Below are 14,326 nucleotides of genomic sequence, written 5' to 3'. Positions count from 1 at the left end.
AAAATGAAAAACTTTGAAGGGAGCTTTTTTATGCCAAGCCATCCTAAAGTAGATGTAGACTTACTACTATATATGTTTCAAGAATATGAAAAAGGTGTTTCATTCCAGTATTTAATCGATACATTAAAAATAGATATTAATATCAATACTTTATATCCAAAATACAAGTATTATAAAACTCATGGGATTGAAACACTACTTCCAAAAGCTCAGTACAATCATTATCCCAAGGATTTGAAATTAAAAATTGTAAATGAATGTTTTAATTCAAATCAATCCGCTCAAGATCTCGCCATAAAACACAATATTCGTAGTTCGACACAAGTTAAAAGTTGGATAAAAATAGATACTGAAGGAAAAGAGATTAAAAAACAATCTCCTAAATCTGAGGTGTATATCATGAAAGCAAGACAAACCACATTCGAAGAACGTGTCGCAATTGTTGAATATTACTTAAATCACAAACAATCTTATAGAGAAGTTGCAGAACACTTTAATATCACATACGGCCAAATTTATCAGTGGGTCCAAAAATATCAAGCTAATGGAAGTGATGGATTAGTAGATGGCCGTGGCAAAGGCAAACCGCAATCTATATTGACATCAGAAGAGCAAAAAGAAGCAGAAATCAGAGTATTAAAAGAACGTAATCGATTACTAGAAATGGAAAATAATGTTTTAAAAAAGTACAACTAATTAGAAAGGGAGATGATTCGTAAAGACAACAAATCACGTCGTACAAAACAAGCGAAACGTTAAAGAATCAATATCCGATTCGACAATTATGTCATGTATTAGGTATTTCTAGGTCAAGTTATTATAAGTGGTGCCATCGTAAACCTACTAAACGAGAAATGGACAATGAACAACTTAAACAAAACATTGAAACCATTTATCATAAATATAAGGGCATATATGGATATCGCCGTGTTTATATCTATATTAGAAAATATTTAAATAAAAAAGTAAATTACAAACGTGTTTACCGTTTGATGAAAACACTCAAATTAGCTGCAGTAATACGATTTAAGCGCAAACCTTACCGTCGTTCAACACCACAAATTACAGCAGTCAATATACTCAATCGCCAATTTGAAGTTGCATCACCGAATACAACTTGGTTAACAGATGTCACAGAATTTAAAATCAAAGATGGTCGTAAAATTTATCTAAGTGCTATTTATGATCTAGGGACTAAGCGAATTGTTAGCTATGAACTAGACTTATCTAATAATAATATGTTAGTTTTCAGCACATTGGAGAAAGCAGTCCAACAAGTTCAAAATACCAAAGGTATGTTGTTTCATAGTGACTGTGGTTTTCAGTATACTTCCAAGTTATTTAAATATAAGTTAGAACAAAACGGTATGTTTCATAGTATGTCTCGTGTTAGTAGATGTATAGATAATGGTCCTATGGTATGGGTTTGGGGGACGATTAAAAGTGAGATTTTCAAAGGCAACAAACGATTTATTTTTAATAATGTTGAAGAGGCAAAGCAACAAATAGAAAAATACATTCATTTCTTTAATACAGAAAGAATTACATTAAAAAATGGCCGATTTTGTCTAAAAACAAAATCAACCATTCATTTTAATTATTTAATTGTCTACTTGACTGGGTGCAGTTCACAGCCTCTTAATGTTAATTAGATGCTATCAATAACTGTACCTTCAGTACCCCACTCATTCATGCCACCTTCAACATTAATAGCATGTACACCTTGATCTTCTAAATATTTTACAACTTTTGCACTACGCATTCCTGCGGCACAAATAATATAATATGTTTCACTTTTATTAAAATGATTTAAGTTGTCAGGAATTTGATCCATAGGAATTGTTTTAGCTCCAGGAATGACTCCCATTGCAGTTTCTTCATCTGTACGAACGTCCACAATATTCACTGGATTAGATTCTAATACTTTTTCTTTTAATTGATCTACTGTAATAGATTCCATTATTAAAACTCCTTATATTATTATTTTGCAACGATGTTAACAAGTTTTTGAGGGACTGCAATTACTTTTTTAATGTCTTTACCCTCAATCGATAGTTTAACATTTTCATCTTGTAATGCTAATGTTTCCATTTCATCTTTAGAAGTATCTTTAGGAATATTTAATTTTGCTCTTACTTTGCCGTTCACTTGTACTACAATTTCAACCTCTGAATCTACAAGTAATGATTCATCATATGTTGGCCATGGTTGATAAGTAATAGTGTCTTCATTACCTAAACGGTTCCATAATTCCTCACCAATATGTGGCGCAATTGGAGCCAGCATTTTTACAAAGCCTTCAGCATATGGTTGATAAATCGTTTCTGCTTTATAGCAATCATTAATAAATACCATTAATTGACTTATCGCAGTATTAAAGTTTAATGTGTTGAAGTCTTCTGTAACTTTTTTAACAGTTTGATTATAAACTTTATCTAATCCATTATCCTTATTTTCAACTATTTTATTTGATAATGAACCGTCTTCATTGATGAATAGTCTCCAAACACGGTCTAAGAAACGTCTTGAACCATCAAGACCATTTTCACTCCAGGCAATAGCTGCATCTAATGGTCCCATAAACATTTCATATAATCGCAATGTATCAGCACCGTGTGAATCTACAATATCATCTGGATTAACTACGTTGCCTTTAGACTTACTCATTTTCTCGTTACCTTCACCAAGTATCATACCTTGATTAAATAATTTTTGGAACGGCTCTTTAGTAGGTACTACTCCTAAATCGTAAAGAACTTTGTGCCAGAATCTAGCATACAGTAAGTGAAGTACAGCATGTTCTACCCCACCAATGTATAAATCTACTGGTAACCAGTGTTTTAATTTTTCTGGGTCAGCTAACATATTACTATTATGAGGATCGATATATCTTAAGTAATACCAGCAACTTCCTGCCCATTGTGGCATAGTATTAGTTTCACGACGACCCTTCATGCCTGTCTTTTCATCAACAACATTCACAAACTCATCGATATTAGCTAATGGAGATTCACCTGTACCAGAAGGTTTAATCTCATCAGTTTCTGGTAGTAAAAGTGGTAACTCTTCTTCTGGAACTGTAGTCATAGTACCATCTTCCCAATGAATAACTGGTATTGGTTCACCCCAATAACGTTGTCTGCTGAATAGCCAATCTCTTAATTTATAATTTACTTTTTTCTCTCCAGCACCATTCGTTTCTAGTAATTCAATTGCTTTAGCAATAGCCGCTTCATTATCTAAACCATTAAGTTCTCCTGAGTTAACATGTTGACCTTTACCAGTATATGCCTCTTTTTGCACATTGCCGCCTTCAATGACTTCGATAATAGGTAAATCAAATTTAGTTGCAAACTCGTGATCACGTTCATCATGCGCGGGCACAGCCATGACTGCGCCTGTACCATAGCTAGAAAGTACATAATCCGCAATCCAAATTGGTAATTGCTCACCTGATAGTGGATTTATAGCATAAGCACCTGTGAAGACACCTGATTTATCTTTGGCTAAATCTGTTCGTTCAAGGTCAGATTTTTTAGATGCGTCTTCTTGATATTTTTTTACTTCTTCTAATTTATCTTCAGAAGTAATAACATTTACGAGATCATGTTCCGGACTTAATACTAAGAAAGTTGTACCGTAAATTGTATCTGGTCTCGTTGTAAACACATCAATACTAGCATCTTCATTTTCAATTTTAAAAGAAACACGCGCACCTTCTGAACGTCCAATCCAATTACGTTGCATGTCTTTAATAGATTCTGGCCAGTCAAGTTCATCTAAATCTTCTAATAATCGGTCAGCATATTCTGTAATTTTTAATACCCATTGCTTCATAGGTCGTCTATATACTGGATGTCCTCCACGTTCAGAAACTCCATCAACAACTTCTTCATTAGATAGAACAGTTCCTAACGCTGGACACCAGTTGACAGCAACTTCATCTACATAGGCTAAACCTTTATTATACAGTTGGATAAAAATCCATTGTGTCCATTTGTAATATTCAGGGTCAGTAGTATTTACCTCTCTATCCCAATCATAACTGAAACCTAATTCTTGTATTTGACGTTTAAAAGTTTGAATATTTTGCTTTGTAAATCCCCTAGGATCATTACCAGTATCTAATGCATATTGTTCAGCAGGTAATCCAAAAGCATCCCATCCCATTGGATGAAGTACATTATAACCTTGCATACGTTTATATCTAGACACAATATCAGTAGCTGTGTAACCTTCTGGATGCCCTACGTGTAAACCTGCTCCAGATGGATAAGGGAACATATCTAATGCATAAAATTTCTTTTGTCCTAGATTATCACTCGTTTTAAACGTTTTGTTGTCTGCCCAATAATTTTGCCATCTTTTCTCAATTTCCTTGTGATTATATCCCAAATCTTTTTCCTCCTATAAATAAAAAAACACCTCAAACTATTATTTATTAAAGGGACGACTTTTAGCCGCGGTACCACCCTAATTCACAAAAATTGTGCACTTTATAATAGTAAGAGATGTTTATAATTTAATCGAATAACGGTAAGTTCACTTAATTCTTAACACTAGTTCTCACCACCACTAGCTCTCTGATGAAAAGTACTTAAGTTACTACTCCAATACATTTTAATATTATGAGATTCAAGCACTAATTGCAAGTGGTAGTTACTATTTTGTTTAAACTCATGTATAAATAAAACTTCTATCTTGATTGTCGCGATTGTTTTCCTTTTGGCAGCCCTTTATCAAAGATTGAAAGGAAAATAATCCCTACAATTAATAAGAACATGATGCCAATGAACATCGCACTCATATTAAAGGTATCAACTAATACCCCACCTATTAATGGCCCAAATGCTTTACCAACAGTTGAAGCTGAATTTACGACACCTTGATATTGACCTTGTTTTCCTTCTGGTGCTAAATAATTAACTATAGTTGGTACTGCTGGCCAAACAAACATTTCACCAAAAGTTAATATAATCATTCCTATTAAAAATACAGTAAATTGTTCGGCAAAACTAGTTACAAAGAATGAAAGCATAAAAATTAAAATACCAACTAACATTTGATATTTTAAATTACCTTTTAATAAAATAATTGCTGGTCTTATTAACGGTTGAGCAACTAAAATCATAATACCATTCACTGTCCATAATATACTGTATTGCGACATAGAAATATTTAATTCTTGAGTGAATGATGCAATTGTAGTTTCCCATTGAATGTAAGCAATCCAACAAATAGCAAACATTACACACAGTAGTAAGAGTGCAATGAAACGTTTTTTATTCTCTTTGCTATGGATATCTAGACTATCAGGTGTTCTGATTTTAGCATGATATTCAAGATTAAATTGAGTTATCGCTATAATTCCAAACAAGACGTACATAATCAAGTTTGCTAAGAAAATATAATTAAAGCTTAATTCCGCAACGAAACCACCCATAGCTGCACCGGTTGCTACACCAATATTTTGAGCTAAGTATATTGCATTGAAAGTCGTTCTCCCCCCGTTAGGCCAAACTGCACCAGCCATTGCATATATCGCGGGAACTATCATTCCGCCACCAAAACCTAACAATACTAACCAAACAGCATACCATGGCCATCCATGGAAGAAGTTTAAAAGCGTAGTACTGATTAAACATGTAACGGTACCGATCATAATTGTTCGATAACCACCTAATTTATCAAATAATGAACCTCCTAGTAAATTTCCGACTACCATTCCGAATGAATTAACCATTAGAACAATCGCAGCAATAGTCAGGCTCTTACCAAGCTCTTCTTTCATATAAATTGTGTTTAAAGGCCATAAAAAGCTAGAGCCAGTTATATTTAGCGCCATGCCTATAACTAGCCACCATACTGATCTAGGTATATTCATATTTTTAGTCCCCTCTTTATATTTTTGTTGAACTACATTAAACACTATAACATTAAAGTATGTTAAAATCTTTACTTAGAACTAAGTTAGATAGAAAGGAAAATGTGTTATGGGTAACTATTTCCCGTATGCCTTTGAAAATAAACGATATCATACATGGAATTACCATTTAAAAAATAAATTTGGTCAAAAGATTTTCAAAGTAGCACTTGATGGTGGATTTGACTGTCCTAACCGAGATGGCACAGTTGCACATGGTGGATGCACATTCTGTTCAGCCGCAGGTAGCGGTGACTTTGCTGGTAACAGAGCTGATCCAATTGAAGTTCAATTTCAACAAATTAAAGATAGAATGCATGAAAAATGGAGTGAGGGTAAATATATTGCCTATTTCCAAGCTTTCACGAATACGCATGCACCAGTAGAAGTATTAAAAGAAAAGTATGAGCCTGTCTTAAAAGAAGAAGGTGTTGTAGGTTTATCTATAGCAACCAGACCAGATTGTTTACCTGATGATGTAGTAGAATACTTAGCCGAGTTAAATGAACGTACTTATTTATGGGTAGAATTAGGTTTACAAACTGTACATCAAGAAACTTCAGACTTAATTAACCGTGCTCATGATATGCAAACTTATTATGAAGGCGTTGCTAAATTAAGAAAACAAAACATTAATGTGTGTACTCATATTATTAATGGCTTACCTGGTGAAGACTATCAAATGATGATGGAAACTGCACGTGAAGTAGCTCAAATGGATGTTCAAGGCATTAAAATTCATTTACTTCATTTATTAAAAGGGACACCAATGGTTAAACAATATGAAAAAGGAATGCTTGAGTTTATGTCTCAAGAAGACTATACCAATCTAGTATGCGATCAATTAGAAATTTTACCACCTGAAATGATTATTCATCGAATTACTGGAGATGGTCCAATTGATTTAATGATTGGTCCTATGTGGAGTGTTAATAAATGGGAAGTTTTAAATGAAATTGATGATGAATTAGCACGACGCAACTCCTATCAGGGTAAACATTATACATCTGAGGTAAAGGTTAACTCATGAAATTAGAACGTATTCTCCCCTTTTCAAAAACGTTAATAAAAGATCATATTAAACAAGATAGTATTGTCATTGATGCTACTTGTGGGAATGGTAATGACACGTTGTTTCTTGCACAACAGGTTCCAAATGGTCATGTTTTTGGTTTAGATATACAAGACTCAGCAATTCAGTTAACTTTCGAAAAAGTGAAAGAATATCATAATGTAACATTAATTCGTGATGGTCATGAAAACATTAAGAATCACATTGACATTAAATTTAAAGGTCAAATAGATGCAGCGATATTTAACCTTGGCTACTTACCTAAGGGTGATAAATCAATTGTTACGAGACCTGAAACTACAATAAAAGCAATTAATAACATTTTTGATTATTTAAGTGTTGAAGGTATTATTGTATTAGTTATATACCATGGGCATGCTGAAGGACAAATTGAACGAGATGCTTTATTAGATTTCTTAGAACATTTTGATCAAGAGAAAGCTCATATTCTTAAATATCAATTTATGAACCAAGTGAATCATGCGCCATTTATATGTGCGATTGAGAAACGCTAAACCTAACGTCATACATCATCTCTGACATAATTTTAAATAATATATAAAATCCACTCCATAGTTTAATTATGGAGTGGATTGTTTTGTCGAAAAATCTCTCTAAATTATATTCAAAACAATATAAACAAAAACATCAAATCGATCAAATACGCATTAATGAGTTTAGACTATTTTCAAGTATTTCATATCGTTTCTTAATAGTAGAAGTAATGAAATTTAGTAGTTCATCTTTAAGTTCTTGCTTCTCTTTATTAAAATGAATAATTACAGTTCGTTCATCATCTAATGGTCTCTCTTTAAATATCCATTCAGATTGAACAAGTTTGTTATGTGTACGTGTACGTTTATACGATTTAATATTAACATAACTATCCATTTCTTTTAACGTCATGGACCCTTTGTCCCATAAAGTTAGTAAAATGAGAACCTCTTCTTTGGTCAAATCATAAGTTTCATAAATTACTTTAAAAATCGAATTGATTTCTTTACACACTTCTTCAAGCTGCAAAATCATAGAAACATTCTCGGCTGCTTGATTATTCATGTTGCTCCCTCCCTAAATAATTGTACACATCCCGATTAAATAATTATAGAATTAACTATCATTATATATTTACCCAATTATTCTCATTGTAATTAAACAATTTATAATAACTCCAAAAATTTAACTTACATTAAAGCTTATGTTAAATTACTTTAAATTTTTATTGGTAATTCAATTAAATATAATTAAAATTAAAAACATATACTATTTACATTATGTTATATTTTTACTTTAATTTAAAAGATGTTAACTTCTAAATATTGAATTACCTTTGTGCATTAATCAATTGCATTACATATAATTGTTTATCAAAAAGGAGCCAGAACAGAATTCTCATCGAATTCTTAGTCCCAGCTCCTCAAAGATAACTAGAAATGAAGAAGTATTATAAATTGTTTCTCAATTTGATCAATTACGACGAATTTGCTTTGTAGTCATGAAATATTACTTCATCACACACTCTGATTTTTAAACTTCTTCGATTTCTTCTTCATTTACTATAAAACCCATTGTATTCACACTATTATTTAAAAACGTCAACACGTAACGCATCACTTGATCACGTTCAGGTTCATTATGAATTTCATGATAGAAGCCTTCCCATACTTTAAAATAAAATTCATTAGTGTTTAAATTATTTTTAAGTTCATTGAATGAGCGTAATTCCAATAATTTATCTTCCGTTCCATACATTAGTAACGTTGGCATAGATTGTATATCTTTGAAATGTTGAATTGTATCTTTCATTGTTTCCAACACAATGTTATACCACTTGTAGGTTACTTTTCTTAACATTAATCCATCTTGTTTTGTTTCTTCAATAACTTCATCATTTCGCGTTAAATCTTTAGTTTCAATACCTAATTTGAATCGTGCGTCCTTAGAACCTTTACCTACATTTGAAATTAACATATTTTTACGTGTCTTATTATTTCTTTTAAATTCTAACAATGGAGAAAGGAGTAACATACCCTCGATAGGTAATTCTGTTTTTTCAAGTACATTTAATAATATTAATCCACCTAGTCCAACACCCATGACAAAAGTAGGAATCTTGTATTCATTAGCAATTCTAACCCATTCTATTAGTGTTTCATGATAGATATCAAAATGCTCAATTTGTCCCTTGTTTGCTCTAGAAGTTTGACCTTGACCAGGTAAATCACCCATTATAACGTGATAGCCATTACGTCTTAACATTGTAATGACGTATGCATATCTGCCAGTGTGTTCTAAAATGTTATGCACTATAACTACGACACCTTTAGCATCGTGTTCAGTTTCCCATTTCCACATATGTATAATTCCTCTCTAACTTATATTTCAATAAATGTATTATATCAGATTATTGGTTTGGACTGGTGTAAATCTTAAAGACAAAGTGATTACAAATTTTAGTTCGATATTGTAATTATACCTTTTTTATAGTATTCAGATAATTGAAAACGCTTTCTACAATCACTTATTCATGCTAAACTATTATTAAATTATAAGTTTTATGTAATATGGAGGAATGGGATATGTCACTTTTTAAGAATTTTTTTATTGCATTATCAAATAGCACTTATTTAAATGAAACAGCAAAAAAAGTAGGTCCTAAAATGGGTGCAAATAAAGTTGTGGCTGGTAATACTATCGAGCAATTAATTGACACAATTGAGAGACTCAACGATAAAAATATAGCAGTTACAGTTGATAATCTTGGCGAGTTTGTAGGAACGGTTGAAGAAGCTACTCAAGCTAAGAATGAAATTTTAGAAGTTATGCAAGCTATTAAAGATTATAATGTCGATGCTCATATGTCTGTAAAATTAAGTTCTCTTGGTGGTGAATTTGATACTGAGCTAGCTTATAATAATTTAAGAGAGATTCTACTTAAAGCCAACGAATTTGATAATATGCATATTAATATCGACACTGAAAAATATGACAGTTTACAGCAAATTGTTGAAGTGTTAGATAGACTTAAAGGGGAATTCAGAAACGTTGGAACAGTAATACAAGCTTACCTTTATGATGCAATTGACTTAATTGAAAAATATCCTAATTTGCGCTTAAGATTAGTTAAAGGTGCATATAAAGAAGATGAACAAATTGCATATCAAACTAAAGAAGAGATTGATGCAAATTACATAAAAATCATTGAGAAACGTCTTTTAAATGCGAAAAACTATACATCAATCGCTACACACGACGATCAAATAATTAACCACGTTAAACAATTTGTTAAATCACATAATATTGATAGAGATCAATTTGAATTCCAAATGTTATACGGATTCCGTAGTGAATTAGCTGAGGATATTTCTCGACAAGGATACCATTTCACAATTTATGTTCCTTATGGCAATGATTGGTTCGGTTACTTCATGCGTAGATTAGCTGAACGCCCCCAAAACCTTGCTCTTGCATATCAAGAATTTGTTTCAACTAAAACATTGAAGAAAATTGGTCTTTTCACTAGCCTAGGCCTTGGAGTTGCATTTATTATTTCTGGTTTTACAAGATTATTAAAAAGATAAAAAAATAAATCCTCGACACTGCTATTGCTTTGTCGAGGATTTATTTTTTTAATTAAAATTGTTTTAATAAATTTGCCATTTCAATAGCACTTACTGCTGCTTCAGCACCTTTATTACCCGCTTTAGTTCCAGCTCTTTCAACCGCTTGTTCAATACTTTCAGTGGTTAATACGCCAAATATAACTGGAATATCGCTTACATCATTCGCCTTTGATACTCCTTTAGCAACTTCATTACATACATAATCATAATGAGATGTTGCACCTCTAATTACACAACCTAAAGTGATGACTGCGTCATATTCACCCTTCTGAGCTAGTTTTTTAGAAACTAAAGGAATTTCAAATGCACCAGGTACATAAGCAACATCTATATTACTATCTTCCACACCGTGACGAACAAGTGTATCTTTTGCACCATCTAATAAACGGTTCGTTATAAAATCATTAAATCGACTTACAACAATAGCTACTTTTAGATCTATTCCTACCAATTTACCTTCAAAATTCATCTTTATTCCTCCTAAATTAAATGTCCCATTTTTATTTTTTTAGTATTCATATAATCATGATTATGTTCTGTTTCAGCTACAATAATTGGTGTGCGGTCCGCAACTTTAATACCATACTCAGATAATCCCTCAAATTTTTTAGGATTATTACTTAACAAATTCACTTGTTGTACATTGAAATAATTTAAAATTTGAGCTGCTATATGATAATCCCTCAAATCTTCGTCAAAACCTAAAGCTAGGTTGGCAGTTACTGTATCATGACCTTGTTCAATTAATTCGTATGCTCTTAATTTATTGATTAACCCTATGCCTCTTCCTTCTTGAGGCAAATAAATAATCATGCCACCATGCTCATTAATATATTTCATCGCTGATTCTAGTTGTGCACCACAATCACATCTTTGACTATGGAAAATATCACCTGTTAAACATGCAGAATGAATACGCACATTTTCTGTGGCACGTGGTTCTCCTTTAGCAAGTACAACAATTTCTTCTTTAGTTAATGGTGATTCGAATCCATACATTTCAAAAGTTCCATGATCTGTCGGCATATTAACTTTTGCTTTTAACTCAACACTAGTGTCTTTGTCTTTTTGATAATTAACTAAACTTTCAATAGTAATCATTTTAAGACCATGTTGATGTTTAAACGCTTCTAGTTGTTCACCTTTAGCCATTGTCCCATCTTCATTCATGATCTCACATATAACACCTGCTGGAACTGCTTTCGTTAGTTTCGCTAAATCTACAGCTGCTTCTGTATGACCAGTACGTTCCAACACACCGTTTTCTTTAGCTATTAGTGGAAAAAGATGTCCAGGTTTATGGAAATCTTCAGGCCCAGATTCTGGATTAATTAAAGCACGTGCCGTTGCCATTCTATCAAATGCACTTATACCGGTTGATGTTGTAACGTGATCGATACTTACTGTGAAATTAGTTCCAAAACCATCCGTATTATGTTCTACCATAGGCATTAGTTTAAGTTTGAGTGCCAAGTCTTTACTAATTGGTGCACAAATTAGCCCTCTACCTTCTTTAGCCATAAAATTAATAGTATTATCATTCATCCATTGCGTTATAGCTACAAGATCTCCTTCATTTTCACGATCCTCGTCATCCACAACAATAATACTTTCACCACGTTTTAAAGCATTTAATGCATCCATAATATCGTCAAATTCCATCTATAATTACGCCTCCTAAAAGCCAAATGCTCTTAACTTATCTAATGTAAGCTTTGACTCATTTCTACTTATCATTCGTTCAACATATTTAAAAAGAACATCCGTTTCTAAATGAACTTGGTCGCCATTTTGTTTAGAAGATAAAATCGTTGAACGTCTTGTTTCAGGTATTAAATGAATATCAAAACTATCATATCGTAAATCGAAAATTGTTAAACTCACACCATCCACAGTGATTGAACCCTGTTTGACCATTTGATTAATGATATTTGTAGATGCTTTAATCGAAACTATCCTTGAATTAGGAGTTTCCTTAACTTGTGTTATAACACCTTTGTCATCAACATGACCTAAAACAAAATGACCTCCAAAACGTCCATTTCCTGACATTGCTCTTTCTAAGTTGACTTCATCATTTTTATTGATTTGAGATAGATATGTTTTATCTTCAGTACCTTTTATAACTTGAACAGAAAAATAATTACTTGTGAAGTCAATCACTGTTAAGCAAGCTCCATTCACACTAATAGAGTCACCGATGTTCATGTCTTCTGTGATAGTTTGACAAGCTATATCCAATGTTCTAACCGATTGATGAGTACGAATATTTTTGACAGTACCTATTTCTTCAACAATACCTGTAAACATAAGTTGTCACTTCTTTCGCAAAATCATTTTTAAATTTTGATTAATTAACTCAGTAGAAGAAATTTCAAATTGAGTGGTTTCATTTAAATCAATAATATCCGCAGTTTGAAAGAATTGATTTTTTCCAGAACCACCTATTATTTTCGGGGCGTAATAAATAATAAGTTGATTAATAAAATCAGTTTGGAGAAATTTGGAAGTTATACGAGGACCAGCTTCAATTAATAATGAACCAATACCACGCTTATAAATATCTTTAAGAATATCTTTTAAATCGCATTTATCTATACAGATAACCTTTATGTTTCGATTTGGACTTTCAAGCGTTTGATTTTCAGTGTAAATCCACACTTCACTCGACGAATCTTGAAAAAGTTGTTTCGTAAAGTCAACATTGCCACTTTTAGACAGCACTATTCGGATTGGATTTTTACCATTTGGAATACGAGTCGTGTAAAGTGGGTTATCAGCATTAATTGTGCCATTTCCTGTCAACACAGCATCATGCGTATGTCTTAAATGGTAGACATCTTGTTTGACTTCTGAATTAGTAATCCATTTACTCTGACCTAAATCTGTTGCTTGTTTACCGTCTAATGATACAGACACTTTCATCGTAATTTCAGGGATTTGCTCTGACTTAGCTTTAAAAAAGTCTTTATATAAGGCAGCTGCTTCTTCAGAGTATTGATGTTCTACATCAATCCCAGCTTGTTCTAAAATAGCGTCCCCTTCAGAAGGTAATGTCGTATCTTTAACAGCGTAACTAACTTTGCTTAGTCCAAATTCAATAATTTTGTTCACACATGGTGGTGTTGAGCCAAAGTGGGTACATGGTTCTAACGAAATATAGATTGTTCCACCATTTGCTTCCTTTCCAGCCATATCAAGTGCTTGTACTTCCGCGTGCTTCTCACCTTGTTTTAGATGAGCACCGAGTCCAACTATTCGGCCGTTATTAACAACGACCGCACCAACTGGAGGATTGATACCTGTTTGTCCTTTAACCATTTGTGCGAGTTGTATAGCGTATTTCATAAAATTACTCAATAAATCACCTCATAATCAAAACTCCCTATACCAATAAAGTGCTTAAAGGCATAGGGAGACCAAATATATATTCAAATAAGCTTACAACATTAGTAAATGTGTATGCTAAATAACCATCATAATTATCAAATAATGACGACTCATTCTTTCTCCCATCCAGACTTTCACTGTCGGCTCTAGAATCTCACTAGATCAGCCATCAAAGTTATTACCTTTTACTTTGACAGGTCGCAGGCTTATATTACTGCCGGTTGGGAATTGCACCCCGCCCCGAAAGAATTCATATGAAATTGTGATTGTTTGAGTTAACGTAGTTTAATAACTACAACATTAATCATACGCTTATTG

At 32.6% G+C, this 14,326-nt stretch carries 12 protein-coding genes, 1 pseudogene, 1 riboswitch and 1 other annotated feature; of the genes and pseudogenes, 4 read left to right on the top strand and 9 right to left on the bottom strand.

Going from position 1 to position 14,326, the window contains the following annotated elements:
• Positions 1–3: 3 nt before the first annotated feature.
• A pseudogene (locus tag HMPREF2715_RS11785) lies at positions 4–1,553 on the top strand (IS3 family transposase); the annotation flags it as partial.
• Positions 1,554–1,648: 95 nt separating this feature from the next.
• On the opposite strand, the gene HMPREF2715_RS11335 reads toward HMPREF2715_RS11785, so the two are convergent.
• The 3 genes from HMPREF2715_RS11335 to HMPREF2715_RS11325 form a co-directional block, all read right to left on the bottom strand.
• On the bottom strand, positions 1,649–1,960 hold the full coding sequence (locus HMPREF2715_RS11335; RefSeq protein WP_037552296.1) for a rhodanese-like domain-containing protein: 312 nt from the start codon (positions 1,958–1,960) through the stop codon (positions 1,649–1,651).
• A 20-nt stretch (positions 1,961–1,980) separates the two neighbouring features.
• Positions 1,981–4,395 (bottom strand): leucine--tRNA ligase, encoded by a 2,415-nt coding sequence (gene leuS / locus HMPREF2715_RS11330; RefSeq protein ID WP_053025164.1) that lies wholly within the window; start codon positions 4,393–4,395, stop codon positions 1,981–1,983.
• Positions 4,396–4,442: 47 nt separating this feature from the next.
• Positions 4,443–4,628 (bottom strand) — a binding site (T-box leader).
• Positions 4,629–4,696: 68 nt separating this feature from the next.
• Positions 4,697–5,884 (bottom strand): MDR family MFS transporter, encoded by a 1,188-nt coding sequence (locus HMPREF2715_RS11325; protein ID WP_070840139.1) that lies wholly within the window; start codon positions 5,882–5,884, stop codon positions 4,697–4,699.
• Between the two features lie 109 nt (positions 5,885–5,993).
• On the opposite strand from HMPREF2715_RS11325, the gene HMPREF2715_RS11320 reads away from it, so the two are divergent.
• The gene (locus tag HMPREF2715_RS11320; RefSeq protein WP_037552288.1) at positions 5,994–6,953 is read left to right on the top strand and encodes a tRNA modification radical SAM protein MnmL/YtqA; all 960 of its coding nucleotides are present in this window, start codon (positions 5,994–5,996) and stop codon (positions 6,951–6,953) included.
• On the top strand, positions 6,950–7,510 hold the full coding sequence (locus tag HMPREF2715_RS11315; protein ID WP_053025167.1) for a tRNA 5-(aminomethyl)-2-thiouridylate-methyltransferase MnmM: 561 nt from the start codon (positions 6,950–6,952) through the stop codon (positions 7,508–7,510). The genes HMPREF2715_RS11320 and HMPREF2715_RS11315 overlap by 4 nt, the downstream gene beginning before the upstream one ends.
• 142 nt (positions 7,511–7,652) lie before the next feature.
• Here the strand turns inward: HMPREF2715_RS11315 and HMPREF2715_RS11310 are convergent, their stop codons facing one another.
• Both HMPREF2715_RS11310 and HMPREF2715_RS11305 read right to left on the bottom strand, forming a co-directional pair.
• On the bottom strand, positions 7,653–8,054 hold the full coding sequence (locus HMPREF2715_RS11310) for a transcriptional regulator, SarA/Rot family (protein ID WP_070581347.1): 402 nt from the start codon (positions 8,052–8,054) through the stop codon (positions 7,653–7,655).
• 468 nt (positions 8,055–8,522) lie between these two features.
• Positions 8,523–9,350 carry an alpha/beta fold hydrolase gene (locus HMPREF2715_RS11305; RefSeq protein ID WP_070840137.1) on the bottom strand — a complete coding sequence of 276 codons (828 nt, stop codon included), beginning with the start codon at positions 9,348–9,350 and terminating at the stop codon, positions 8,523–8,525.
• A gap of 224 nt (positions 9,351–9,574) precedes the next feature.
• Here HMPREF2715_RS11305 and HMPREF2715_RS11300 point away from each other — a divergent pair, with 224 nt between their 5' ends.
• The gene (locus tag HMPREF2715_RS11300; protein WP_070581345.1) at positions 9,575–10,576 is read left to right on the top strand and encodes a proline dehydrogenase family protein; all 1,002 of its coding nucleotides are present in this window, start codon (positions 9,575–9,577) and stop codon (positions 10,574–10,576) included.
• Between the two features lie 52 nt (positions 10,577–10,628).
• Here the strand turns inward: HMPREF2715_RS11300 and ribE are convergent, their stop codons facing one another.
• Genes ribE through ribD form a run of 4 tightly spaced genes read right to left on the bottom strand, consistent with a single transcriptional unit; the run spans position 10,629 to position 13,978 of the window.
• Positions 10,629–11,087, bottom strand: a complete 459-nt coding sequence (gene ribE / locus HMPREF2715_RS11295) for a 6,7-dimethyl-8-ribityllumazine synthase (protein WP_053025171.1) — start codon at positions 11,085–11,087, stop codon at positions 10,629–10,631.
• An 11-nt stretch (positions 11,088–11,098) separates the two neighbouring features.
• Entirely contained in the window at positions 11,099–12,280 is a 1,182-nt protein-coding gene (locus HMPREF2715_RS11290) for a bifunctional 3,4-dihydroxy-2-butanone-4-phosphate synthase/GTP cyclohydrolase II (protein ID WP_053025172.1), read from the bottom strand.
• 15 nt (positions 12,281–12,295) lie between these two features.
• On the bottom strand, positions 12,296–12,928 hold the full coding sequence (locus HMPREF2715_RS11285; protein ID WP_070840135.1) for a riboflavin synthase: 633 nt from the start codon (positions 12,926–12,928) through the stop codon (positions 12,296–12,298).
• A gap of 6 nt (positions 12,929–12,934) precedes the next feature.
• Positions 12,935–13,978 (bottom strand): bifunctional diaminohydroxyphosphoribosylaminopyrimidine deaminase/5-amino-6-(5-phosphoribosylamino)uracil reductase RibD, encoded by a 1,044-nt coding sequence (gene ribD, locus HMPREF2715_RS11280; RefSeq protein WP_053025174.1) that lies wholly within the window; start codon positions 13,976–13,978, stop codon positions 12,935–12,937.
• 140 nt (positions 13,979–14,118) lie between these two features.
• Positions 14,119–14,260: riboswitch (FMN riboswitch) on the bottom strand.
• Between the last annotated feature and the right edge of the window lie 66 nt (positions 14,261–14,326).

This window comes from Staphylococcus sp. HMSC062A01 (assembly GCF_001836805.1).
Lineage (GTDB): Bacteria > Bacillota > Bacilli > Staphylococcales > Staphylococcaceae > Staphylococcus > Staphylococcus haemolyticus.
The sequence above is the reverse complement of the archived record's forward strand: the minus strand, read 5'-3'. Positions and strand labels throughout refer to the sequence as shown.